This is a genomic window from Neorhizobium sp. LjRoot104, assembly GCF_964253725.1.
In the GTDB taxonomy this organism is placed as follows: Bacteria; Pseudomonadota; Alphaproteobacteria; order Rhizobiales; family Rhizobiaceae; genus Neorhizobium.
In genome coordinates, this window is record NZ_CAXURS020000001.1 from 660,231 (window position 1) to 681,859 (window position 21,629).

Consider the following 21,629-nt stretch of genomic DNA (forward strand, 5'->3'; position numbering starts at 1 on the left):
AGCTTCTTTCAATTACAGCAGCATCCCTTCTGGTCCTTTCCACGCAATCCCAGACTCAATCCCCGTCCCAGACCGGATCTGAGGCGCAGGCCATGCCGACCCAGGAGCAGCTCGCCAACGACAACAATCTGTTTCTGGCGATGGCCAGGAAGGCGCTCAAATGGGAAGAGCCGGACGAACCCGTCAGGATCGTCGGTCCCGTCTATTTCGTCGGCACCAAGGGGCTCGGCTGCTTCCTGTTCTCAACCTCCGAGGGGTTGATCCTGATGAATACCGGCATGCCGTCCTCCGGGCCGATGATTGCCGATTCCATCCACAAGCTCGGCTTCAGGCCGGAGGACATCAGGCTGATGATCAACGGCCACGCGCATATCGATCATGCCGGCGCGTTTGCCTATTTCAAGGAACAGTTCGGCGCGCCGCTGGCGGTGATGCGGGAGGACGTCGCGGCGATGGAGAGCGGCGACAAGAACGATTTCAAATACGCTGACGACTTCGTCTACCCGGCCGCCAAGGTCGATCGCATCCTGCGTGATGGCGACGTGATCAGGATGGGTGATATGCGGCTGACGGCCTATCTCACCCCCGGCCATACGCGCGGCGCGACCACCTGGATCGCCGACATCGTCGTCGATGGAAAGCCTTACGTGGTGGCGTTTCCGGATGGGGCGGGATTCAATCCCGGCTATCGTGTCGCCAGGAACCCGTCCTATCCCGGCATCACCGAGGATTACCGCCGTACCCACCACCAGCTCGAAATGCTCAAGCCCGATATCTGGCTGGCGCAGCACAACGAATATTACGACCTTGCTGGAAAACGGAAACGCGCAGAAACCGAGGGCGTCAATGCCTGGATCGATCCGGAGGGCTACCGGCAGTTCATAGCCGGTAAGAAACGCGCCTTCGAGGACGAGGTGGATCTCGAAATGGGTGTCGAGAAGGCCGCGGAGAAGATTACCAAGTAAGCAGCAGGGTGAAGGTGGACGGCCTTCCCGCTCAGACCATGGCTAGAAAAGCAGGATCTCCGGGGCGAGGTAGGGAATGCCGGCTGCATCCCGCCAGCCCATGTCCGCAATCGGCTGCTTCACGCAAGCCGACCGCCGCGAGTGCCATATCTCGCCTTCGCTATTGGCCTCGTTTCGCAGCCGATCCCGATCGGCATCGAAATACTTCGATCCGCGCCGAAGCATCCCCCTGCCGCGTTGACCTAGAACGGGCGCATCGGAAACGCGAACGGGCCAGGCGAGATCATGCCGAACACACCGAATATCACCAAAGAACTCGCGCTGCTCCTGGCGCTTTCGACGCTCTGGGGAGCCTCCTATACCTTCATCAAGATCGGCGTCGAGACCATTCCGCCGGTCACGCTGATCGCGCTGCGCACACTCATTGCCGGAACGGTGCTGCTTGCCATCATCCGCTGGCGCGGCCTGAAGCTGCCGCGCGATAGGGGTACATGGGCGCGTTTCCTGTTCCAGGCCTGCCTGAACAGCGCCATCCCCTTCACGCTGATTGCCTGGGCGGAACAGACGACCGACGCCGGGCTTGCCGCGATCCTCAATTCCACCACGCCGATCTTCGCCTTCCTGATCACCGCGTTGATCACCCGCCACGAGCCGGTGACGGCGCGAAAACTGTTCGGCGTCGGCGCCGGGCTTGTCGGCATCTGCCTCGTCATCGGCGTGCAGGCGCTGTCGGGCCTCGGCGAGGGGTTGATTGCCCAACTCGCGATCGTGCTGGCGACGGTGTGTTATGCGGGTGCGGCGATCTTCGGCAGGAACTTCAAGGGTCTCGACCCGATCATGCCGGCGGCGGGCTCGCTCGTCTGTGGCGCAGCCCTGCTGATCCCGGCGAGCCTGATCATCGACAAGCCCTGGACGCTCGCGCCTTCGCTGGCGTCGATCCTCGCGCTGGCCGCGCTTTCGGTCTTCTCAACCGCGCTCGCCTTCGTCATCTATTTCCGGCTGATGCAGACCCTCGGCTCGGTCGGCGCGACGGCGCAGGCCTATCTGCGCGTGCCGGTCGGGGTGGCGATCGGCGTCGTTTTCCTTGGCGAAAGCCTGAATTCGAGCGCATGGGCCGGCCTCGTCTGTGTCGTCGCGGGTGTCATCGCCATGACCCTGCCGGCGCGGCGAAAATTAGCGGCGGCGTGATGTCGTGGCCGTCAATCCTGCGATGGCTCGCCGGGCGTCTGGCGGGACAGATGGGCCTCGACGGCGAGGTTCAGTTCCCGAAGCAGGCCGGCAAGCTGCCTTTTCTTTTCAGGATCGAAGCCCGCGATGGCTTCCGCCTCGCTCGCCATGTCCTGCCGGAACGCAGCCTCGGCCCGCCGGGCGCCTTCGTCCGTCAGCTGCACCGCCAGGCTGCGGCCGTCGTTGTCGGAAGGCACGCGCTTGATCAGGCCGGCTTTTTCCAGCCGGCCCAGCCGGTGGGTGAGGCTGCCGGAGGCGATCATCAGCGAACGGTAGAGCTCCGTCGGCGTCAGCCGATGGGGCGGCCCGGAGCGCAATAGGGTCGCCACGACGTCGAACTCTCCGCGGTCGAGCTGGAAGGATGCGAATGTCGCCTCGATCGACGGCGTCACCAGCCGCGATACGCGATAGATGCGGCCGAGAATCTCCATCGGCCCCGTATCGAGATCCGGCAATTGTTTGGCCCACTGGCCTCGCGCCCGGTCGATGTGATCCTGCGTCTTTCGTTCTTCCGCCATTCCGATTCTCCGTCTCGACAAAACTATCTTGACATGAAGATAAATCAGGAGCAAATATCTTCACGTGAAGATAAATAGGTGAGGAACCGACCATGCCTTCGATCGCCGCAAGAAAGCCATTTGAAATCCTGCTGATCGTGCAGATGCTTGCCTGTTCCTTCCTGTGGGGAGCGGCCTTCATTCTGCTGAAGGTGGCGGGCACGGCGCTGTCGCCGCTCGCCCTGACGGCGGTGAGAGGGCTGATGGGCGGCAGCCTGATCGCCGTCTGGATGATCGTCTCCGGCCACAACATTCTCCCGCGCGGCCGGGAGATACGCGACTGGATTGTCCTCGGTTTCCTGCAGGGTGTCGTGCCGAACAGCCTGACGGCCTACGCGCTGACGGAAATTTCGGCGGGCCTGACATCGATGATCCAGGCCGCCACGCCGCTCGTCGTCGCGGTTCTGGCGCAGGCGCTGTTTGCGAGCGAACGGCTGACGCCAAAGGTGGCGCTCGGGCTTGCGACCGGGTTCGGCGGCATGGTCCTGCTGATCGGCCCGGCAGCGCTCGGTGCAGACAGCGTCAGTCTTCGCGGCGTCGGCGCCGTGGCCATCGTCGCAGTCAGCTATGCGCTCGGCAATCTTTATGTGCGTGGCATTCCAGGTGCCCAACCGGTCCGGCTGGCGCTGGGGCAGCAGCTGTTTTCCGGCCTGCCGACCTTTGCCGTGGTGATCTATATCGGCGGTTTTTCGGCCTTTTCACCAGCGCTCGGAAATCTGCCGCTGCTTCTCGTCCTCGGCGTGTTCGGCACGGCCCTGCCGATCGTTCTCTATATGAACATCCTCAAGAAGGCAGGTCCGACGATCGGTTCGATGAACGGCTATTTCCTGCCGCCCTGGACGATCGTCCTCGGTTTTGTCCTGCTGGGCGAACCGGTCAGCCTCAGAGAGATCATCGCAACCACGATCGTCCTTGCCGGTGTCGCAATCGTGTCGCTGAAGACGGAAATTCTTGTCGGCGCCAGCGGCAGGCTTGCCGCCGTCCTTCGCCCGCGGCGTAGCGGCAAGATTGCCTGAGCCTGTGAGCCTGAGCCCAGGAGTTCGACGAAAGGCCCAGCATCCCGGGCCTTTTTTCATTGCCTCGGCAGCACTGCTGCGACAAACCCTTCCAGGCTCCGGCGCACATGCGCGTCGATCGGCCCCATGGGGTTGAACCCCCACCAGAGAAGGCAGCCCTGCCACTGCGAGGCCATCAGCATGCCGATATCGTCCGGCGTGCCGGGCGTCGCTGCAAAACAGGCGGTGATCGCAGTGGAGATAACCTCGCCCCAGGCGCCGCCCCGGGCACGCAGGCGCGGATCGCGAAAATCCTCGCGCAGCATCAGCAGGCCTTCGGCATAGGCTTCGATGCTGCCATAGTCTCCCGAAAGCGTTGCGAGAATGTCCACGGCACCTTGGGGCGTCTTCGGCGCGGCCGCGATCGCCGCCTCGGTCTTGGCATCGAGATCGTCCCAGGCAAACAGCAGGGCGGCGCGGGCAAGTTCTTCCTTGTTCCTGAAACGCTGCACCAGCGTCGAGCCGGAAAGGCCGCAGGCGGTCGCAAGCGAGGCGAAGGTCAGCGCCTCCAGGCCTTTTTCGTGCATCATCTTCAGCGCTGCCGCCAGTACGTCGCTGTCCGGCATGGTTTTTGGTCGCGCCATCTCGTCTCTCAAATTATAAACGAATAAACGTTTATATATTAGCCATGATTTGGAAAGCCACTTCTAACCATACGGAAACGGAAGGGAAGGAGTCGTCATGTCACACGTGTACAAAAACCGCCGGAGGGGAAAATCGCGCTCGTGGCGGGCGGGGTATCGCGGTGGAGCCCGGCGCGGTTCGCGGCCGGATGCCGGCGCTACCTGAAAGAGGTCCAGGAGCGCGGCAAGCCGGCCGACGCCACCGGCTATCGCTGGTCCGCCGCCATCGCCGCCCGCCCGATAGCAAGCCGCTCGGCTTCGTCGCGCAGGTCGAGCGTGATCAGGGTGCCGTCGCGGATGCCACGTTTCAGCGCGTCCTTCCGTTCCGGCCCGATCCGAAGCTCGCCGGCGTCGGAAAGCGCCTGCAGCCGGCTGCGCGACAGCGGCAGTTCCGCCGCCAGCAGCCGGTCGAGCCGCAGGCCGGTCGGGTAGGGCAGGGCGAGCGCGATCACGATCCGCCGCCAATCCGCATCGTAGCGCAGGACCGTCCTGCGCATGTCGATGTCGTCGCTTTCCTCGACGCGGCTCGCCCGGGCCTTCAGCGCCTGCACGTCGAACTCGATGCGGGAGACGAAGTCCGGGGTGCTCGCCTGCATCGCTTCGAGCACCCCAGGATCGATCGCCCGGACGTTCTGCCGCTCGAAGATCGGCCGGTTCCAGGTGCCGTCGCAATCGAGGCATTTGTAGATGAGCCACGCATCGAGCCGCTTGCCATTGGCGTTGAGGCGGATGCGGCCGCTGGAGCGGAACGGTTTCGAGAGCCTGCAGCCGCTGCAGGCAAGGATCGGCCGGGGTGGAGTTTTAGGGGTTGCAGTCCATTCGAGATGGAGGATGTCGCACATGCCGTTTTGATCTTCCGGTCAGGAAGTTCATGCGGGAAACGGCACTCAAGAAGCCCTCTTGGGGCGCACGCGGCGTGGCGAAGGTCCGGACTGTGGGAAGGGAGCGTCGGAAGCAGGGCGACGGAGGCCGCACTGGCACGATCAATGCCAAACCGGTCTCAAGCCGCCACCCCGATGAACAGTGTTCCCACGCGGACAAGCGCCATCGCTCTTCCGAATGGGAGGGTGAACCTGTCGAGACCGGGGATTACTTGGGCAAACTGAACCTCAAAGGCCGACGCTCTTCGACGGAAAGGGATAATCATGCCAAGATGGAAGTCAAGTTTTTTGGGCGTGGCGGCCACTACGGCCTATATGCGGCCTATATGAAGACGGACCAGTCGTTCAGCGAGGATCGAATCATGGACATCAAGCGCAGCGGATCGCGGCCTTCGCAGGCTCCCCCACAATATTTCACCGGCACCGTCCGGCTCGATCCGATCGTCGAGGCGCCGGAGCCGGCCCGGGTCCGCGCCCTTTCCGTCACCTTCGAACCGGGCGCCCGCACCGACTGGCACACCCACCCGCTCGGCCAGACGCTGATCGTCACGGCCGGCGCCGGCCTCGCCCAGGTCTGGGGCGAGCCGGTCCGGGTCATCCGACCCGGCGACGTGATCTGGTTCCCGCCCGGCGAAAAACACTGGCACGGTGCCGCCGCCGCCACCGCGATGACCCATATCGCCATCCAGGAAGCGCTGAACGGCAGCACCGCCGAGTGGCTGGGGCCGGTGACGGACCAGCAATATTCGGGCGATATTGCGCAGGACTGAGGTTCGCGCGGTTTAAATTGTCGGCCTCGGGGACCCGGACCGCGCTTTGGTCATCGAATGGCAATCCTTGTGACGGAAGCTTGGGATCATTCAGCCGAGAGGAACCGCCATGCCCAGCCAGACACGCATTTCCAACCCGTACCTGACCGTCGATATTTCCTCGCTCGGCTCCGAGATGCAGGCGCTGACCGCGTCCGACGGCCGCTCCTTCCTGTGGAACGGCGACGCCGCCTTCTGGAACGGCCGCTCGCCGGTTCTGTTTCCGATGGTCGGCAAGGCGCCGGAAAACCGCATCAGCGTCGAGGGCAAGTCGTATGAGATGGGCCAGCACGGCTTCGCCCGCCGCAGCGAATTTACCCTCGCCGTGTCGAGCGATACCATGTGCCGCTATGAGCTCGCAGCCTCGGATGCGACGCGCGCCGTCTATCCGTTCGAATTCCTGCTGGCGGTCGAGCACTTGCTCAACGGCCGCGCGCTGACGGTCGCCGCCGAAGTCGAGAACCGCGATCAGAAGCCGATGCCCTTCGGCCTTGGCTTCCACCCGGCCTTCGTCTGGCCGATCCCGGGCGCGGCTGCCACCGCGGCCCACACCATCACGCTCGACAACGGCGCCGAACCGGCCCTGACGCGGCTCGAAGGCGGGCTGGTGAAGCCGGAAAAGCTCGCTTCTCCCTTCAAGGCCGGAAAACTGACGCTCGATCATTCGATGTTCGAGGCCGATGCGATGATCTTTGCGGAAGGCGCGGGCGAGGGGCTGACCTATGCCGCCGAGGGCGGTCCCGCCCTGAAATTTTCCTTCGAGAACCTGCCGAACCTGGCGCTCTGGCAGAAACCCGGCGCGCCGTTCATCTGCATCGAACCCTGGTATGGCACGGCGGCCGAACTCGGCGGCTCGGACGACATTGCCAGGCGCCCCTATGGCCTGGTTCTTCAGCCGGGCGAAAAGGCCCGTTTCGCCTTCACGGTGGAACTGCCGGTCTGACACCCCGGAGCCATCCCGGCTTCCCGCCGTCCCGCATTCGGTCTATGACTACCGCCGGCATTCCCGGGCGCAATCGCCGCCCGGGACAGCAAGGACCAGACCTTATGTCAGGCGGTCCCGCGAGAGCTGATTGGGGGGAGAGCATGGCCGCGTCGCTTCGCATAAACCACCTGTCCATCATGGTCCGGGACCTCACCCGCAGCGCCGACTTCTATCAGAAGGTCCTTCGCCTGCCGGAAATCGAGTGCAAGGCCCGCAAGCCCAACATCCGCTGGTTCGGCATCGGCGACGACCAGTCGATCCACCTGATCGAAGGTGATTTCGGCAAGACCTACGTCACCATGTCGACCCATCTCTGCATCGCCGTCACCGACCTCGACGGCACGATCGCCCATATCGCCGCAACCGGCACCAGATACGGGGATCTGGCGAGAAACGAGGGCAGGATCCACACGCGTGCCGATGGCGTGCGGTCCGTCTACCTGCAGGACCCGGACGGCTACTGGCTCGAGATCAGCGACGATTATTGAGGCGGCGGACCGGAACGGCTCAGCCTTCCGCCCTGCCTACTTCATCGCCTCGAAATCCATCGCATGGCCGTTGATGCAGTAGCGCAGGCCGGTCGGCGGCGGGCCGTCGGGAAAGACGTGGCCGAGATGGCCGCCGCAATTGCTGCAGCGGACTTCGGTGCGCACCATCCCGTGCGAGGTGTCGCGGATTTCGGTGATTGCCTCCGGGTTCACAGCCTCGAAATAGCTCGGCCAGCCGCAGCCGGAATCGAACTTGGTGTCGGAGACGAACAGCGGCTCGTGGCAGGCGGCGCAGCTGTAGAGACCCTTTTCGTGGCTGTTCCAGAAAGGGCCGGTAAAGGCACGCTCGGTGCCGGCCTGCCGCAGGATGCGGTACTGCTCGGGCGTCAAGAGCGCGCGCCATTCCGCATCGGTCTTCTGGACTTTCGGGGTGACGACTTCGGACATCGCAAGGTTCCTTTCGTTTTCCCCTTAGATAGGCATTGAGGCGGCGAAGGAAAAGTCCGCGATTGGAGAGGCACGAATTTGATAAAGCATGGGTCAGTCGCGAACGATGAAGCGGTCGTTGCCGACTGTTTTGGTTAGCCGGACGCGACCACACTGGCGGCCTTACGGATCGCCGATGCAATCTCGTCTTCGCTGCGTCCCCCGTTGATGGCGATGCGCCCGCCGAAGACGAAATGAGGAACCGAGCTGACCCCGGCAGCCATTGATCGGGCCGCCTCCTGCTCGACACGTCTGTGTTGCTCAGGATCGAGTGCTACCGCCCTGGCTTCTTCTCGTTCGAACCCATGGGCCACGGCAATATCCGCGAGGACGTCGGCATCCGAGATATTCTTCGCTTCCAGGAAGTGGGCATCAGTGATCGCGACCGCGAGCTTATGCTGGGTTCCGCGTGCTTGCGCCGCGAGGATCAACCCATGCGCTGCCTGCGTCCTGTAAGTCCAGGGCTGGCGGCTCAGGTCAAGATCAAGGCCCGACGCCCGCGCCTCTGCTTCAGGCCGGGCGAACGACGCCTTCGGGTCGGTCACACCATAGCGCTTGAGGAGAAGATCGGGAATGTAGAGGCCCTCTGCAGGCACATCTGGAAGCAGAAGGACCGGGTGTTGGCGGATATCCACGTCCAGTTCAGAGAAACGTTCCGCCAGAACCTTGTCGAGGCGATGATGTCCGATGATGCACCAGGGACAGGTGATTTCGGTGTAAAGATCGATTTGCAGCATCTGTTGTCCTTCGGTCCGTTGAGCGTGCAGCTCCGGCACGACTATGAGCGCACGCTCTTCAAATTGAGGTTCTTCCTGCACGGCCGGTTCAACAGGTCGATGCTGAAGAAACGCCCATGCCAGGAACCAGTCAGGACTGCGGCGGCGCGGGCAGGATCACCTCGACCCGGTCGCGTTTGACGACGAGGTTCCGGATCTCCTCCGCAATGACATCGGGATCGATCGTCGGAAGCCTCGGATCGAGGGTTGCGCCACCGGCGGTCGCAATGCGCATTCCGGTCGAGCGCTCGATCATTGCGCCGATACTCACAGACCCCGCGAACACGCCCTTACCGGCCACCTCGGCATTGAGCGTGAGGATGTAGTTGCGCGCCGCCGTCATCGCGGGGCCTACGCCGCTTACGCCGGGCACGGTGACAACGGCCGTGAGGCCGGTGACGAGGACAATCGCGCCATCCCCACGGGCCAGCATGCCAGGCAGCAGCGCATGCGACACTTCGACCGGCGCATAGGTGAAGATCGGCGTCATCGACTGCAGCTTGGCGCTGTCGAGATCGACCGCCGAAACGAAACCGGCGTTTGAAGGTACCGGCGAATAGATCGCAACGTCGATCGTCCCGAAGCGCTCCTCAATCGAGTGAATGAGCGCGGGAATCCCCGATAGATCTGTCAGATCCGCAGGGAATGCGACAGCTTCGATCCCTTCTTCGGCCAGTTCGGCCACTCGCTTTTCTAAAGGTTCGGCAGAGCGCGCCACGAGCGCAACGCGGTAGCCTTCTCGACCAAACCGCGTGGCAAGAGAGGCGCCAAGCCCCGCGCCGGCGCCGAATATCGCGATCGTCTTCTTAGTAGTCATGACAGGTCCTTTTTGTTGTTGGGAGCAGCCGCCTGGCGGCCTTTGCTCTGACGTGAACCGGGTGGTACACTTTTGTTACCAACACTATTAAGGTGACCACCCTTTCCCCCGCAAGAAGGCACTCCTATGACACTAAGTGACATTGATTTTCCTACCCCCGGCGAAGGTGACGACTGCCGGGTCGTTCGGGAAATCCTCGATCTCGTCGGCGACAAATGGACCCTCTACATCATCGCGACGCTGAGAAATGGACCCGTTCGGTTCAATGAACTGCGGCGTCAGATCGACGGAATCTCACAACGGATGCTGACCATCAACTTGCGCGGACTGGAACGTGATGGGTTGGTAAAGCGGACATTGTTTCCCACTGTTCCGCCGCGCGTGGACTACGAATTGACGGAGGTAGGACGGACGCTTCTTGCGCCGGTGATGGCGCTCGTCACATGGGCGAACAGCAATCAGGACAATATCCGAAGCGCCCGCGTTCGGTATGATGCAAGCTAAGGTGCGCTTCGATCTCCGCAGTTGGCGCGCGAAGCGGCCGTGTCGTCTCGACCGCGAGGGTGCCGGGTCCCTTCCAAAGAGGGCGCCATGTTCCAATCCACCGCCCCTATTGACGAGGGCACCTTTCACCACGATAGGGTCAAGCTGAAATGTTGCAATCGCCAAACAGATAACGACTGGAGTGAAATAGTGAGCGAACCGACCGTAGCAGATGCAACAGGCCGCATTTATGAATCGCTCCAAGCGAACAACGCCGACATCGACGTGCATATCGCGGCGCTCAAGGCGGCGATGGCCCGAACGGGTTTGAAAGAGGCCGTATTCGACCCGGCCAAGCTGGTGCAGAACAACCGTTCTGGCAGGAAGCTAATGCAGGCCTACTTTCGGCAGCGCGGCGTGACGGTGAAATTCTCGGCTTCTTCGTGAAGCCTTCTCATGAGGCATGATGCCCAACCGTTGCTTAAGCATAGGCCAAACACCAGCCGGTAGCGCGAACCCGACATGGCTCGGCCGGCCGCAGAATAGGCAGTTTTGCGAGGCCAGTAGTGACTGCTCATCGCGCAAAGCTTCCCCTCGAGCGTCCGTCGCACCTGCCCTCGAATTCCCCAAAAGTCGCGTTTCTGTGTGTTTCGTCCGGTTCCGCTTGAGGCGGGGACATGTTTCCCCTAGAAAATCACCTGCCTCCGAACGGTCGGGGCGGTGTAAGGCTTTTGAAGCGTGGAGATGACATGGCTGCCAATGCGCCGGCGTTGACGTTCTTCGCACTCTTCCTTCCCTTCGTCGCTTCCGCTCTGGCGCCCTTCCTCACCCGTCTTCTGGGAGACAGGGCAGCCTGGGTTCTGGCGCTGGCCCCCGCGCTCGCCTTCCTGCATTTCTGCGCCTTCCTGCCGGAGATCGCCGGCGGCGAAGTGGTGACCGGGGGGTATGCCTGGGCGCCGAGCTTCAACCTCTCCTTTTCCTGGTTCCTCGACGGCCTTTCGCTCACCTTCGCGCTGCTGGTCACCGGCATGGGGATGTTGATCGTCGCCTATTCCGGAAGCTACATGAAGGGCCATGAAAGACTGGGGCGCTTCCTCTCCTTCATCCTAGCCTTCATGGGCGCCATGCTCGGCCTCGTCGTTTCGGACAGTTTCCTGATGCTGTTCGTCTATTGGGAGCTCACCTCGATCACCTCTTTCCTGCTGATCGGTTTCGATCACGAGCGGGAGGCCGCGCGCCGTGCGGCGCTTCAGGCGCTGGTGGTCACCGGCGGGGGAGGACTCTGCCTGCTCGCTGGCCTGGTCTTCCTCTGGAACATTACCGGCGTCACCCAGCTTTCGCTGCTCGTGCACCTGGGCGACGCGCTGCGCCAGAGCCCGTTCTATCTCGCGACCCTGCTGCTGGTGCTCGGCGGCGCCTTCACCAAGTCGGCGCAGTTCCCGTTCCATTTCTGGCTGCCGAACGCCATGGAGGCGCCGGCCCCGGTTTCCGCCTACCTGCACTCCGCGACCATGGTGAAGGCCGGCGTCTACCTGCTGATGCGCCTCAATCCGGTGATGGGCGCCACGCCGGCCTGGGAAATCCTGCTTCCCTTCTTCGGCGGCATCACCCTTGCCGCCGGCACGGTGATCGGCCTGCGGCAGACGGATATGAAGCTGATACTGGCCTATACGACCATGGCGTCGCTCGGGCTCCTGGTAATGTTGACGGGGTTCGGCTCGGCGCATGCGGCGCAGGCGGCGGTGCTCTACCTGATTGCCCATTGCCTCTTCAAAGGGTCCCTCTTCATGGCGGTGGGCGCCGTCGATCACGAGGCCGGCATTCGCGACGTGACGCAGCTCGGCGGATTGCGCGCCGCCATGCCGATCACATTCGCCGCGGCCCTGCTCGCGGCGCTCTCCATGGGCGGCCTGCCGCTGTCCTTCGGTTTTCTCGCCAAGGAGGAGATCTATGCGGCGCTTGCGGCCGGAAATCCGCGCGCCGTCTTCTTCACCGGCCTTGCGGTGATCGGCAATGCGCTGATGTTCACGCTTGCTTTCGCCGTCGCGTTGAAACCGTTCCTCGGCCCCCGCAGCGAGGCGGTCAGGGATGTGCATGAGGCGCCGATCAGCCTCCTGCTCGGCCCGTTCTATCTCGCCATCCTCGGTCTGCTCGGCGCGCTCTTTCCCGATATCGCCCATCGTTACATCTCCTCGCCGATGGCGAGTGCGATCGCCGGCAGGCCGGTGGTGATCGACATCACGTCGATGCCCCATATCGGTCTGCCGCTGTTCCTTTCTCTCGCCACGATGGGGCTTGGAGCGCTCGTCTACTGGCGGCTGGACGCCGCGCGGGGGCTCGCGGTCCGCCTGGTGGAAAACCTCGGCCCCGGTCCCGACCGCGGTTTCGATCATTTCGTCTCCGGCATGGTGCGGCTTTCGGGGGTCGTCACCCGCCTGGTCCAGCCGGGACGGCTGGAAATCTACATCACCGCAACCTTCCTCCTGCTGGCGGTGACGCTGCTCGTGCCGCCCTTCGTGTTCGGCGAATTGCCCGCCATGCCCGCCTGGCCGGAAGACGTGCTGGTCCAGGAAGCGGCGTTCTTTCTGATCGCGGTGATTGGTGTTGTTGCCGTGCTGCGCGCAAAGGACCGGCTGACGGCGATCGTTTCCCTCGGCATCCAGGGTTTTGCCGTCGCCGTCATCTTCCTGCTGTTCGGTGCGCCGGACCTGTCGTTCACCCAGTTCATGGTCGAGACGCTGTCGGTCGTCATCCTGGCGCTGGTGATGACCCGGCTGCGGCTCTCGCCCCGGGATCATCGGCCGCTTGGACAAACGCTCTTCGACGGCGTGGTCGCGGTCGCCTGCGGCCTCGGCTTCACGCTGTTCCTTCTGAAATCGACGCAGGTGCCGTTCGACAACCTGCTCACCGATTTCTTCAACACCTATTCCAAGACCGTCGCCCACGGCGCCAACGTCGTCAACGTCATCATCGTCGACTTCCGCGGCACGGATACATTGGGCGAGATCGCGGTGGTGATGATCACGGGCCTGGCTGTCCTGGCGCTGATCCGGGTGAGGGCGGGGCGCAAAACGGTGGAAAAGGGGGAGGGGAAATGATGGCATTCGCCTCGGCGCACCCCCCTCTGCCCTGCCGGGCCAACCTGCGAGGTGCTCATCCGTGAACACGCTTATCCTGCGTACCGTCGCCCCCTCTCTCACCGCGTTGATGCTGCTGTTCTCCGTCTTCGTCCTGCTGCGCGGCCATAACGAGCCGGGGGGCGGGTTCATCGGCGGGTTGATCGCGGCCTCGGCGCTGGCGATCTACGGCATCGCCTTCGGTGTGCCTTCGGTACGCCGCGCGATCCGGTTCCACCCGATGGCGATCGCCGGCTTCGGCCTGCTGCTCGCGACCCTCTCCGGCCTGCTCTCCATCTTCCTCGGCGTGCCGTTCATGACCGGGCTCTGGGTCTATCCCGTCATTTTCGAGGTCGAGCTGCCGCTCTCGACCGTGATGTCCTTCGATATCGGCGTCTATCTGGTCGTGGTCGGGGCGATCACCTCGATCGCGCTCGCACTCGAACAGGAGCCGGGTTCCGACGCGGAGGGAGAGAACTGATGGAAGCGCTGTTTTCGATCCTCATCGGCCTGTTCTTTACGGGCGCCATCTATCTGATCCTGTCGAAATCCACCGTGCGCATCCTGCTCGGCGTGGTGCTGCTCGGCAATGCGGTCAACCTGCTGCTGTTCACCGCCGGCAGGCTGACGCGCGAAGTGCCGCCGATCATTCCGGCCGGCATGGACACGCTGTCGCCAGGTGCCGCCAATCCTCTGCCCCAGGCGCTGATCCTGACGGCGATCGTCATCTCGTTTTCCTTTTTCGCCTTCCTCCTGGTGCTGACCTACCGCGCCTACCAGGAGCTAGGCACCGACGATACCGACGAGATGCGGCTCGCCGAACCGCGGCAAGAACCACTCCCGCCGCTGGGATATTGAGAGGATGGTTTTGCAGTTTTCTCCGGATACTTGTTGTTACGCTATCGGCTCTCCTGCCCGCGGCACCCCCTCTGCCCTGCCTGCTTCGACGATAACCGTCCGGGCAGGTCAAGCTGCCGCGGCCCCGATATCCGACAAGCCACCGGGAGGCATCCACTAATGGCCTCTCCCGCCGCCGCCATCGACCTTTCCGCCGCCCTGATCCTCTCCGCCCCGCCGCTGGCCGAATGGCTGGTCGTACTCCCCGTCGCGCTGATGATCGGCCTCGGTGCCGTGCTGATGATGGTGCGCAAATCCGTCCGCCTGCATGGCGGCATCGCGATTGCCGGGCTGGCGCTGCTCGTCATCCTCGATGCCGGTCTGCTGTGGCGCGTCTGGACCCACGGGCCGGTCACCATGGTGATGGGCCGCTGGCTGCCGCCCTTCGGCATCGCGTTTACCGCCGACCTTTTTGGCGCGGTCATGGCGCTTGCGGCGGCCATCGTCGCCCTTGCCGCCGGCATCTTCGCGCTCGGCGATATCGACGCGAGCGGCCGGCGCTACGGCTTCTACCCGTTCCTGATGCTGCTGATGGCCGGCGTCTCGGGCGCGTTTTTGACCGGCGACATCTTCAACCTCTATGTCTGGTTCGAGGTCCTGCTGATCGCGTCCTTCGGCCTCCTGATCCTCGGTTCCGAGCCGGAACAGATCGATGGCGCGCTGAAATACGCGGTCCTCAACCTGATCGGCACGACGCTGTTCCTGATCGCGGTCGGCTATCTCTATGCGATCTTCGGCACGCTCAACATGGCCGATATCGCCCGCAAGGCGGCAGGCCTGCGGGAGACCGCGCCGCTGGCGACGCTGACGGCACTGTTCATCCTGGCGTTTGCGATGAAGGCCGCCGCCTTTCCGGTGAATTTCTGGCTGCCGGCCTCCTATCATACTCCGCGCGTCACCGTATCGGCGCTGTTCGGCGGGCTGCTGACCAAGGTCGGCATCTATTCGCTGATCCGCGTCGCCATCATGCTCTTTCCCGTCGAGCGCGAGGCGTTGAGCCTGATCGTCGCCATATCGGCGGCGCTCACCATGCTGGTCGGCGCGCTCGGCGCTCTGGCGCAGAACGATATCCGCAGGCTCGTCGGTTACGTGGTCATCGCCGGCATCGGCAACATGATGGCGGGCGTCGCGATCGGCACGCCGGCGGCCGTCAGCGGCGCGATCCTCTATGCGCTGCACTCGGTGGTGACCATGACCGCCCTCTACCTGGTGGCGGGCGAAATAGGCCGGCTCGGCGGCACCTGGGCGCTGACCGGCCTTGGCGGGCTTTACCGCAAGGCGCCGTTGTTTTCGGGCGCCGCCTTCCTGCTGTTCCTGGCCGCCTCCGGCCTGCCGCCGCTGTCGGGCCTGTGGCCCAAGGTGGCGCTCCTGAAGGCTTCGCTCGATATCGGCGCCTGGTGGCTGGCCGCCGCGATCCTCATCTCCGCCTTCCTGGTCACGCTGGCGCTGGCCCGCGTCTTCCTGCTTGCCTTTTGGCGGCCGCAGCCCGAACCTGTTCCCGAGGCCGCCGATGCGGGCGGCGCGGCCGTCGACTGGCGCATTGCCCTGCCACTCGGCTGCCTGACAGGGCTCGTCGTCCTTTTCGGCCTGCTGCCGGAACCGCTGCTTAGCCTCGCCCAGACGGCGGCGGAGGGGCTCGCCCAACCGGCGGCCTATATCCAGTCGGTCTTCCCGGGAGGAGCAGCGCGATGATCACCTACATCCTGTCACTGGTCTTTGCCGTCGTCTGGGTCGCAATCACCGGCAGCGCGACGCTGCACAACCTGATCTTCGGGTTCGCGCTGTCGACGCTGGTGCTGTGGATCGTCCGCGACGAGATGGGTGCCCGCGGCTATTGGCGGCGGCTCGGCCGCATCCTGTCGCTGCTCGTCCTGTTCCTGAAGGAACTGGCGCTGTCGGCCTGGAAGGTGGCGGTGCTGGTCGTCAGCCCGCGCATGGACCTGAAGCCCGGCATCTTCGCCTTCCCGCTGACCGTGACCCGCGACTTCGAGATCACCCTGCTTGCCAACCTCATCACGCTGACGCCCGGCACGCTGTCGGTCGACGTGTCGGAGGACCGCAGCACCCTGTTCGTCCACGCGATCGATTGTTCCGATGTCGAAGCCACCAGACGGGATATCGCCAACGGTTTCGAGCGCAAGATCATGGAGGCGTTCCGATGACGACGGCGCAAGTGATCATCTCCTATGCTGTCTGGCCGGCGCTGGTGATGCTCTGCTTCTCCTTCCTGCTCACCGTCTGGCGGGTGATCAAGGGGCCGACGCTTCCCGACCGGGTCGTGGCGCTCGACATGCTGACGGGCATCGTCATCGGCTTCATCGCCCTGATCGCCATCCGCACCGGCTTCACGCTCTATATCGATATCGCCATCTCGCTCGGCCTTGTCGGCTTCCTCGCGACCGTGGCCTTTGCGCGGTTCATCCTGTCGCGCGGAAACAGGGAGGCCCCGAAGGGTGACATGATAAAGACGCTGACGGCATCGGTCTCCGAACCGCGCCGCAGAACCGCAGCAAGGAGCCCATCCGGCACAGGGCCGGCCGTCAGGCGGAAGGCAAAGAAATGATGGACATCCTGGTAGCCGCGATAACCGCTCTTCTGATCCTCGGCGGAGCCGGGTTTGCGCTGGTGGCGGCGATCGGCCTCAATCGTTTGCCGGACCTCTATACCCGCATGCATGCGGCGTCCAAGGCCGGCACGGTCGGGTCGGGCCTGCTGCTTCTGGCCGTCGGCGTCCATGCGGGCGACCTGCCGACTTTTGCAAGGGCGCTCGCAGGCTTCTTCTTCTTTGTGTTAACGGCGCCGGTTTCGGCGCATCTGCTCGCTATGGCAGCGCACAAGGTTGGCTATCCACTTTACGCTGAGTCAGTCCGGGACGAGATGAAGGATTATGATAAGCGAATATAATCCTTTCTGAGCCGAGTTATAACGCTGGGACGACTGAGCAAATGCCCATCTATTCATCAGTAAAGCTGATGTAGGGGCGATATAGGCGGTAGAAAGGCTGGTAACCAGCAAAAATCGCACTTGGAGATGAGGCGAAGCAGTGGTACTTCATTGCAAGTAGAGTGCAGATGTTGTTCTAGATTAGGCGTTCCCTCGGCAATTCGGTAAAGTCGGCAAGTTCTTCGAGTGGAAGAACGATAAACGCCGCTCACGCGCGAGGGCATTTCAGTCGAACGCAACTTCCGGCGTGAACCGTTTTCTTTTCCGCATGAGGCTTAGGGGTAGGCTTCGGTCGCAAGACGGCGGGGCGGCATAGGTTTTCTCCGGGAAGACTCTACGAACGGGCAGGTGTCGCGGAGGTCGCGGGGCCAGCCAGTCATTTAAACAGGAGACAGGAAATGACAGACATCGCATTGGGCAAAAGCCCGGATCTGCTGGTAGAGCTGACCGCAGATATTGTGGCTGCCTATGTGAGCAACCATGTGGTGCCCGTCAGCGATCTTTCGAACTTGATCGCGGACGTGCATTCGGCGTTGAGCAACACCTCTTCGCCGGCACCGGTTGTCGTGGCCATCGAAAAGCCGAAGCCGCCGGTCCCGATCAAGAAATCGATCGAGGACGACTATCTCATCTGCCTGGAAGACGGGCAGAAGTTCAAGTCGCTGAAGCGTCATCTGATGACCCACTACAACATGACGCCGGAAGAATATCGCGAGAAGTGGGGCCTGCCGGCCGACTATCCGATGGTGGCGCCCGCCTATGCGGAAGCCCGCTCAAGGCTCGCCAAGGAAATGGGTCTCGGCCAGCGCCGCAAGCGCGGCAAGGCCTGATCCGGGGCGACGCCCGACAAGGCAGGGAGGATTTGAGACCAGCCCGATGAGGACCGATCGCGACAGCGGCGGGTGGCTGGTTTTGGCATCTAAATGGAGATGCGGATAAAGAACCGGGCCGATCAAGTGCCCGGTTTTTCTTTTTGTAAGTGAACGTCATGGGGAGGGTTGGAGGAAAAAAATCCCATTATTTTTCTGGGGCTTGGCGAAATTATCAACATTTTCAGCGCGTGATCGCACGGAAGCAGTTTTCACCATCCCCGTTCTTGCTCTAGGGTGTATGAATTAATTCCTATTAATTGAGGAGTTGTCATGCCTTTCGAGAGATATTTCCAGCCCTCCGCTCTGCCTCCATCTTTGCCGTTTTCTCCGCCTGTGCCGGTGGTTCCTGCAGGTTCGCCGAAGCTTCCCGCCAGCCTGCCGCTCAGGAGCGCCTGCCGCATCGTCCGCCAGATGGTCTCCGAACTTGTGCTGCTTTTCGGCGACCGGGTGATGCTGCGCCGCGACCGGCGCCGGCTTTCCTGCCATGTGCGCCAGATCGCCATGTATGTCTGCCATGTGGCGCTCCAGATTTCGATGAGCGACATCGGCGAGGCTTTCGGCCGCGACCGCACCACGGTCGGCCATGCCTGCCACGTGGTGGAGGATCGCCGCGACGATCTGGCCTTCGACGAGTTCGTCTCGGCCGTCGAACGAATCGTCACCGCCGTCTTCGGCCTGTCGGAGGTAACGGCGCATGACTGAGGCAATCCGGAAATCCGCAATGGACAAGGCTGCGGATCCAGCCTTCAGACGGCACCTCCTGCGGCTGATCCGCCAGCTCGCCCGTGGCGCTTGCGCGATCGAGGCGGGTGAGGCGGGTGAGGCGGGTGAGGTCCGGCTCGTCGGGGCCGAAGAGCGGACCTATCCCGAAGCGGTGATCGCGCAGGCCCGCTCGCTCGGACTGGCGCAGCTTGCCGACGGAAAGATCGCCGCAAGTGCGGCGGCGTCCAGCTTCCTGCGCCGTGCGCTGGTGACCGGCGAGGAAGTGTTCGTCGAACAGCACGGCGAGATCGTCACGGCTTCGGTCGAGATCGAGGGTATCCGCCAGCCGGTGCGCCGGAACCTTGCCGAATCACCGCTCGGCGTGATTGCACGGATGAAGGACCGCGACGGAAAGCCGTTTTTGCCGGCCGAAGCCCTGGACGCGGGCGAACGTCTGGCTGCCGATTTCACCCGTGGCCAGCTCCAGCCGCGCGTCACCGCCTCGTGGGAGCCGCGGCTCGCCACCCGCGCCAAGGGCGCCGCCGGCGGCCAGGCCGACATCGCCGACAGCGCGATATCCGCCCGCAATCGTTTTTCGAGGGCGGTGGAAGCGATGGGACCGGAGCTTTCCGGCGTGGCGATGGATGTCTGCTGCTTTGTGAAGGGTCTTGAGACGGTGGAGCGTGAGCGCCAATGGCCGGCGCGCTCGGCAAAACTCATGCTGCGCACCGCGCTGCTGGCGCTCGCCCGCCACTATGCGCCGCCGGTTCCGGCAAAACGCCGCCACAACCATCATTGGGGAGCGGAGGACTACCGGCCGGTCCTGTGACGGAGACATGTTAGGCTGACGCCGCAATTGGTGCCAACGTCCGCTTCGGCTCGAAGCGGACGGGGCCTCTGGCGTCTGCCGATCAGCGCGGCAAAACCTCGGCCCTGGACGCTCAGGTTCCGAGGCCGCCGGCGACGTTGATCTGCTCGCCGTTGATGTAGCCCGCATGCGGCCCGGCGAGGAAGCAGATGGTTTCCGCCACTTCCTCGAGGGTCGCGATGCGGCGGATCGGATGCATGTCGAGGATGGCGTCGCGGTTCGGAAGCTCGCCGGCAACGTCCGCGGCCATGTCGGTCGGCATGATCCCCGGCTGGACCACGTTCACGGTGATATTGCGCCGGCCGAGATCGCGCGCGATGCCTTTCGCGTATCCGGCGAGCGCCCATTTCGTCCCGGTATAGTCGGCGACGCCGGGGAAGGGGACGTAGGAGCCGAGAAGCGAGCCGACGAAGATGATCCGGCCGCCGTCGGTCAGCTTTTGCGCCGCCGCGCGGGTGTTGGCGATCGTACCGAGGACGTTGACCTGCCACTGGCGATTATAGTTTTCTCCATCGAGTTCCGGGTCGTCGACCATCTGGCCCTGGATGGCGATGCCGGCATTGTTGACGAGGATGTCGAGCCTGCCGAATTCGTCCATCACCCTGTCGATCAGGGGCTTTGCGGAAGAAAGGTCGGCCTGGTCGCTCTGCACCGCGATGGCGCGGACACCCTTTGCCCGGAGTTTGTCGACGACCGCTTTCGCCTTGTCGGCCGAGGCCGCGTAGCTGATCGCGACGTCTGCGCCGTGATCGGCGAACGCTTGCGCCGTCGCTGCCCCAAGGCCGCGTGAGCCGCCGGTGATGAGGACGACTTTTCCCTTGAATATGTCGGACATGAGTATCCCTTCTCTATTCGACGAGGGTTCCGCCCGGTCCCACCGGGTGGCCCTCAAATTTCATAACGAATGTTACGATAACGATCGGTATGAAATTTGACAGCGACGGTCAAGGGGTTTAATAACGATCATTATGAAAATAACCGAGCAGGGCTGATGGGACGCCATCGCGAATTCGATGTGGAGAAAGCGCTCGACGCCGCATTGTGCGTCTTCTGGCGCAAGGGGTACGAAGGTGCGTCCTATGCCGACCTCACGGAGGCGACGGGCGTCGAGAGACCGGCGCTCTATTCTGCATTCGGCAACAAGGAAGCGCTCTTCCGCAAGGTTCTGGCGCGCTACTACGAGCGCTATGTGGACTATCTTCCCGTTGCACTTCAGCTCCCGACGGCGCGTGAGGTCGCGGCGCATGCTCTCCGCGGCGCCATCGATCTCACCACCCGTTATCCCGACCACACCGGATGCCTCGGCATCCAGGGGGTCCTGGCGGGATCGGATGAAGCCGAGCCTGTCCGGCAAGCGTTGATAGAGACGCGTGTCGAAGCCGAGGCGCAGCTTCGCGAACGCTTCGAGCGGGCAAAGGCCGAGGGCGACCTGCCGGAGACGGCCAGGCCCGACACACTTGCGGCGTTCCTGATGGCCGTTCTTCACGGCATGGCGGTGCAGGCCAAGGCCGGCTTCAGTCGCGAGACGCTGGAGGCCGTTGCCGAGCAGGCGCTTTCCACCTGGCCCGTGGGCAGGGGGGAGAAGGTCTTTGCGCCCTAAGCCGCGGCCCGGACCTTCGCCTCTTCCCGGATACGCTTGACCATCGAGCGCAGCCCGTTGGCGCGCTGCGAGGACAGGTGTTCGACCAGCCCGATGCGGTCGAAGATCTCGATCGCGTCGGTGGCGGCGATCTCAGAGGCGGTCCTGCCGGAATAGACGGCGAGCACGATGGCGACCAGGCCGCGCACGATATGGGCGTCCGAATCGCCCTCGAAGGTCATCACCGGATCGGCGCTTCCGTCCTCGATGTGGCTGACCAGCCAGACCTGGCTCGCGCAGCCCTGCACCTTGTTCTCTCCGGTCTTCCGGTCGTCGGGCAGGTCCGGCAGCGCCTTGCCGAGTTCGATCACGTAACGGTAGCGGTCTTCCCACTCGTCGAGGTATTCGAAATCTTCGATGATCTGCTCGAGGCTGGCCATAAGCGCTCCGGTTCTTCTATCTGCTCCATATAGGCGCTGTAGCCTGCGATAAAAGCAAAA

The 21,629-nt window shown here is 63.4% G+C and carries 27 protein-coding genes; 19 read left to right on the forward strand and 8 right to left on the reverse strand.

The window, feature by feature from the left end; all coding sequences use genetic code 11:
- The first annotated feature begins 92 nt into the window (after positions 1-92).
- Together bla and ACSQ8R_RS03305 are read left to right on the forward strand one after the other, a co-directional pair.
- On the forward strand, positions 93-965 hold the full coding sequence (bla, locus tag ACSQ8R_RS03300; RefSeq protein WP_436252077.1) for a subclass B3 metallo-beta-lactamase: 873 nt from the start codon (positions 93-95) through the stop codon (positions 963-965).
- Positions 966-1,250: 285 nt separating this feature from the next.
- Entirely contained in the window at positions 1,251-2,153 is a 903-nt protein-coding gene (locus ACSQ8R_RS03305; protein ID WP_436252078.1) for a DMT family transporter, read from the forward strand.
- A gap of 11 nt (positions 2,154-2,164) precedes the next feature.
- On the opposite strand, the gene ACSQ8R_RS03310 is transcribed toward ACSQ8R_RS03305, so the two are convergent.
- Positions 2,165-2,710, reverse strand: a complete 546-nt coding sequence (locus ACSQ8R_RS03310; protein WP_436252079.1) for a MarR family winged helix-turn-helix transcriptional regulator — start codon at positions 2,708-2,710, stop codon at positions 2,165-2,167.
- A 92-nt stretch (positions 2,711-2,802) separates the two neighbouring features.
- On the opposite strand from ACSQ8R_RS03310, the gene ACSQ8R_RS03315 reads away from it, so the two are divergent.
- Positions 2,803-3,765 (forward strand): DMT family transporter, encoded by a 963-nt coding sequence (locus ACSQ8R_RS03315; RefSeq protein WP_436252080.1) that lies wholly within the window; start codon positions 2,803-2,805, stop codon positions 3,763-3,765.
- Between the two features lie 56 nt (positions 3,766-3,821).
- Here the strand turns inward: ACSQ8R_RS03315 and ACSQ8R_RS03320 are convergent, their stop codons facing one another.
- Entirely contained in the window at positions 3,822-4,388 is a 567-nt protein-coding gene (locus ACSQ8R_RS03320; protein ID WP_436252081.1) for a TetR/AcrR family transcriptional regulator, read from the reverse strand.
- A gap of 245 nt (positions 4,389-4,633) precedes the next feature.
- The gene (locus ACSQ8R_RS03325; RefSeq protein ID WP_436252082.1) at positions 4,634-5,269 is read right to left on the reverse strand and encodes a DUF1062 domain-containing protein; all 636 of its coding nucleotides are present in this window, start codon (positions 5,267-5,269) and stop codon (positions 4,634-4,636) included.
- A gap of 401 nt (positions 5,270-5,670) precedes the next feature.
- Between ACSQ8R_RS03325 and ACSQ8R_RS03330 the strand changes: the two genes are divergently transcribed.
- The 3 genes from ACSQ8R_RS03330 (at position 5,671) to ACSQ8R_RS03340 (ending at position 7,590) form a co-directional block, all read left to right on the forward strand.
- Positions 5,671-6,078: a (R)-mandelonitrile lyase gene (locus ACSQ8R_RS03330; protein ID WP_436255361.1), complete on the forward strand. Its 408-nt coding sequence runs from the start codon at positions 5,671-5,673 to the stop codon at positions 6,076-6,078.
- Positions 6,079-6,187: 109 nt separating this feature from the next.
- A complete protein-coding gene (locus ACSQ8R_RS03335) occupies positions 6,188-7,060 on the forward strand; it encodes an aldose 1-epimerase family protein (protein ID WP_436252083.1) in 873 nt (290 codons plus the stop codon).
- Between the two features lie 143 nt (positions 7,061-7,203).
- Positions 7,204-7,590, forward strand: coding sequence for a VOC family protein (locus ACSQ8R_RS03340; protein ID WP_436252084.1), 387 nt, complete (start codon positions 7,204-7,206; stop codon positions 7,588-7,590).
- 36 nt (positions 7,591-7,626) lie between these two features.
- Here the strand turns inward: ACSQ8R_RS03340 and msrB are convergent, their stop codons facing one another.
- The 3 genes from msrB to ACSQ8R_RS03355 form a co-directional block, all read right to left on the reverse strand.
- Positions 7,627-8,037, reverse strand: coding sequence for a peptide-methionine (R)-S-oxide reductase MsrB (gene msrB, locus ACSQ8R_RS03345; RefSeq protein WP_436252085.1), 411 nt, complete (start codon positions 8,035-8,037; stop codon positions 7,627-7,629).
- 134 nt (positions 8,038-8,171) lie between these two features.
- On the reverse strand, positions 8,172-8,813 hold the full coding sequence (locus tag ACSQ8R_RS03350; protein WP_436255362.1) for a DsbA family oxidoreductase: 642 nt from the start codon (positions 8,811-8,813) through the stop codon (positions 8,172-8,174).
- A 130-nt stretch (positions 8,814-8,943) separates the two neighbouring features.
- Positions 8,944-9,669, reverse strand: coding sequence for an SDR family NAD(P)-dependent oxidoreductase (locus ACSQ8R_RS03355; RefSeq protein ID WP_436252086.1), 726 nt, complete (start codon positions 9,667-9,669; stop codon positions 8,944-8,946).
- Between the two features lie 126 nt (positions 9,670-9,795).
- Between ACSQ8R_RS03355 and ACSQ8R_RS03360 the strand changes: the two genes are divergently transcribed.
- The 12 genes from ACSQ8R_RS03360 to ACSQ8R_RS03415 all read left to right on the forward strand — a co-directional run bounded on the left by ACSQ8R_RS03360 (position 9,796) and on the right by ACSQ8R_RS03415 (position 19,511).
- Positions 9,796-10,173 carry a winged helix-turn-helix transcriptional regulator gene (locus tag ACSQ8R_RS03360; protein ID WP_436252087.1) on the forward strand — a complete coding sequence of 126 codons (378 nt, stop codon included), beginning with the start codon at positions 9,796-9,798 and terminating at the stop codon, positions 10,171-10,173.
- Between the two features lie 186 nt (positions 10,174-10,359).
- Positions 10,360-10,599 carry a hypothetical protein gene (locus tag ACSQ8R_RS03365; RefSeq protein WP_436255363.1) on the forward strand — a complete coding sequence of 80 codons (240 nt, stop codon included), beginning with the start codon at positions 10,360-10,362 and terminating at the stop codon, positions 10,597-10,599.
- Positions 10,600-10,901: 302 nt separating this feature from the next.
- On the forward strand, positions 10,902-13,250 hold the full coding sequence (locus ACSQ8R_RS03370) for a putative monovalent cation/H+ antiporter subunit A (RefSeq protein ID WP_436252088.1): 2,349 nt from the start codon (positions 10,902-10,904) through the stop codon (positions 13,248-13,250).
- A gap of 61 nt (positions 13,251-13,311) precedes the next feature.
- Positions 13,312-13,749, forward strand: a complete 438-nt coding sequence (locus ACSQ8R_RS03375; RefSeq protein ID WP_436252089.1) for a Na+/H+ antiporter subunit B — start codon at positions 13,312-13,314, stop codon at positions 13,747-13,749.
- Entirely contained in the window at positions 13,749-14,126 is a 378-nt protein-coding gene (locus ACSQ8R_RS03380) for a Na+/H+ antiporter subunit C (RefSeq protein ID WP_436252090.1), read from the forward strand. Before ACSQ8R_RS03375 ends, ACSQ8R_RS03380 begins: the two co-directional genes overlap by 1 nt.
- A gap of 159 nt (positions 14,127-14,285) precedes the next feature.
- Positions 14,286-15,857 (forward strand): Na+/H+ antiporter subunit D, encoded by a 1,572-nt coding sequence (locus ACSQ8R_RS03385; protein WP_436252091.1) that lies wholly within the window; start codon positions 14,286-14,288, stop codon positions 15,855-15,857.
- Positions 15,854-16,327: a Na+/H+ antiporter subunit E gene (locus tag ACSQ8R_RS03390; RefSeq protein WP_436252092.1), complete on the forward strand. Its 474-nt coding sequence runs from the start codon at positions 15,854-15,856 to the stop codon at positions 16,325-16,327. Before ACSQ8R_RS03385 ends, ACSQ8R_RS03390 begins: the two co-directional genes overlap by 4 nt.
- Positions 16,324-16,728 (forward strand): cation:proton antiporter, encoded by a 405-nt coding sequence (locus ACSQ8R_RS03395; protein WP_436252093.1) that lies wholly within the window; start codon positions 16,324-16,326, stop codon positions 16,726-16,728. The genes ACSQ8R_RS03390 and ACSQ8R_RS03395 overlap by 4 nt, the downstream gene beginning before the upstream one ends.
- Complete coding sequence (mnhG, locus tag ACSQ8R_RS03400) at positions 16,725-17,069, forward strand: monovalent cation/H(+) antiporter subunit G (RefSeq protein ID WP_436252094.1); 345 nt, start codon at positions 16,725-16,727, stop codon at positions 17,067-17,069. The genes ACSQ8R_RS03395 and mnhG overlap by 4 nt, the downstream gene beginning before the upstream one ends.
- Positions 17,070-17,506: 437 nt before the next feature.
- Complete coding sequence (locus ACSQ8R_RS03405; RefSeq protein ID WP_210011115.1) at positions 17,507-17,938, forward strand: MucR family transcriptional regulator; 432 nt, start codon at positions 17,507-17,509, stop codon at positions 17,936-17,938.
- A gap of 312 nt (positions 17,939-18,250) precedes the next feature.
- A complete protein-coding gene (locus tag ACSQ8R_RS03410; protein ID WP_436252095.1) occupies positions 18,251-18,682 on the forward strand; it encodes a helix-turn-helix domain-containing protein in 432 nt (143 codons plus the stop codon).
- Positions 18,675-19,511 (forward strand): DUF6456 domain-containing protein, encoded by an 837-nt coding sequence (locus tag ACSQ8R_RS03415; protein WP_436252096.1) that lies wholly within the window; start codon positions 18,675-18,677, stop codon positions 19,509-19,511. Before ACSQ8R_RS03410 ends, ACSQ8R_RS03415 begins: the two co-directional genes overlap by 8 nt.
- 112 nt (positions 19,512-19,623) lie before the next feature.
- Here ACSQ8R_RS03415 and ACSQ8R_RS03420 read toward each other — a convergent pair whose 3' ends face one another.
- On the reverse strand, positions 19,624-20,385 hold the full coding sequence (locus tag ACSQ8R_RS03420; RefSeq protein WP_436252097.1) for an SDR family NAD(P)-dependent oxidoreductase: 762 nt from the start codon (positions 20,383-20,385) through the stop codon (positions 19,624-19,626).
- A gap of 156 nt (positions 20,386-20,541) precedes the next feature.
- Here ACSQ8R_RS03420 and ACSQ8R_RS03425 point away from each other — a divergent pair, with 156 nt between their 5' ends.
- Positions 20,542-21,150 (forward strand): TetR/AcrR family transcriptional regulator, encoded by a 609-nt coding sequence (locus ACSQ8R_RS03425; RefSeq protein ID WP_436252098.1) that lies wholly within the window; start codon positions 20,542-20,544, stop codon positions 21,148-21,150.
- Here ACSQ8R_RS03425 and ACSQ8R_RS03430 read toward each other — a convergent pair.
- Positions 21,147-21,569 (reverse strand): SufE family protein, encoded by a 423-nt coding sequence (locus tag ACSQ8R_RS03430; RefSeq protein WP_436252099.1) that lies wholly within the window; start codon positions 21,567-21,569, stop codon positions 21,147-21,149. The two genes, ACSQ8R_RS03425 and ACSQ8R_RS03430, sit on opposite strands and share 4 nt — an antisense overlap.
- Positions 21,570-21,629 lie beyond the last annotated feature (60 nt).

Coding starts and splice junctions, on each gene's coding strand:
- bla (WP_436252077.1), top strand. CDS start 93: ATGCCGACCCAGGAGCAGCTCGCCAACGACAACAATCTGTTTCTGGCG.
- ACSQ8R_RS03305 (WP_436252078.1), top strand. CDS start 1,251: ATGCCGAACACACCGAATATCACCAAAGAACTCGCGCTGCTCCTGGCG.
- ACSQ8R_RS03310 (WP_436252079.1), bottom strand. CDS start 2,710: ATGGCGGAAGAACGAAAGACGCAGGATCACATCGACCGGGCGCGAGGC.
- ACSQ8R_RS03315 (WP_436252080.1), top strand. CDS start 2,803: ATGCCTTCGATCGCCGCAAGAAAGCCATTTGAAATCCTGCTGATCGTG.
- ACSQ8R_RS03320 (WP_436252081.1), bottom strand. CDS start 4,388: ATGGCGCGACCAAAAACCATGCCGGACAGCGACGTACTGGCGGCAGCG.
- ACSQ8R_RS03325 (WP_436252082.1), bottom strand. CDS start 5,269: ATGTGCGACATCCTCCATCTCGAATGGACTGCAACCCCTAAAACTCCA.
- ACSQ8R_RS03330 (WP_436255361.1), top strand. CDS start 5,671: ATGGACATCAAGCGCAGCGGATCGCGGCCTTCGCAGGCTCCCCCACAA.
- ACSQ8R_RS03335 (WP_436252083.1), top strand. CDS start 6,188: ATGCCCAGCCAGACACGCATTTCCAACCCGTACCTGACCGTCGATATT.
- ACSQ8R_RS03340 (WP_436252084.1), top strand. CDS start 7,204: ATGGCCGCGTCGCTTCGCATAAACCACCTGTCCATCATGGTCCGGGAC.
- msrB (WP_436252085.1), bottom strand. CDS start 8,037: ATGTCCGAAGTCGTCACCCCGAAAGTCCAGAAGACCGATGCGGAATGG.
- ACSQ8R_RS03350 (WP_436255362.1), bottom strand. CDS start 8,813: ATGCTGCAAATCGATCTTTACACCGAAATCACCTGTCCCTGGTGCATC.
- ACSQ8R_RS03355 (WP_436252086.1), bottom strand. CDS start 9,669: ATGACTACTAAGAAGACGATCGCGATATTCGGCGCCGGCGCGGGGCTT.
- ACSQ8R_RS03360 (WP_436252087.1), top strand. CDS start 9,796: ATGACACTAAGTGACATTGATTTTCCTACCCCCGGCGAAGGTGACGAC.
- ACSQ8R_RS03370 (WP_436252088.1), top strand. CDS start 10,902: ATGGCTGCCAATGCGCCGGCGTTGACGTTCTTCGCACTCTTCCTTCCC.
- ACSQ8R_RS03380 (WP_436252090.1), top strand. CDS start 13,749: ATGGAAGCGCTGTTTTCGATCCTCATCGGCCTGTTCTTTACGGGCGCC.
- ACSQ8R_RS03385 (WP_436252091.1), top strand. CDS start 14,286: ATGGCCTCTCCCGCCGCCGCCATCGACCTTTCCGCCGCCCTGATCCTC.
- ACSQ8R_RS03390 (WP_436252092.1), top strand. CDS start 15,854: ATGATCACCTACATCCTGTCACTGGTCTTTGCCGTCGTCTGGGTCGCA.
- ACSQ8R_RS03395 (WP_436252093.1), top strand. CDS start 16,324: ATGACGACGGCGCAAGTGATCATCTCCTATGCTGTCTGGCCGGCGCTG.
- mnhG (WP_436252094.1), top strand. CDS start 16,725: ATGATGGACATCCTGGTAGCCGCGATAACCGCTCTTCTGATCCTCGGC.
- ACSQ8R_RS03405 (WP_210011115.1), top strand. CDS start 17,507: ATGACAGACATCGCATTGGGCAAAAGCCCGGATCTGCTGGTAGAGCTG.
- ACSQ8R_RS03410 (WP_436252095.1), top strand. CDS start 18,251: ATGCCTTTCGAGAGATATTTCCAGCCCTCCGCTCTGCCTCCATCTTTG.
- ACSQ8R_RS03415 (WP_436252096.1), top strand. CDS start 18,675: ATGACTGAGGCAATCCGGAAATCCGCAATGGACAAGGCTGCGGATCCA.
- ACSQ8R_RS03420 (WP_436252097.1), bottom strand. CDS start 20,385: ATGTCCGACATATTCAAGGGAAAAGTCGTCCTCATCACCGGCGGCTCA.
- ACSQ8R_RS03425 (WP_436252098.1), top strand. CDS start 20,542: ATGGGACGCCATCGCGAATTCGATGTGGAGAAAGCGCTCGACGCCGCA.
- ACSQ8R_RS03430 (WP_436252099.1), bottom strand. CDS start 21,569: ATGGCCAGCCTCGAGCAGATCATCGAAGATTTCGAATACCTCGACGAG.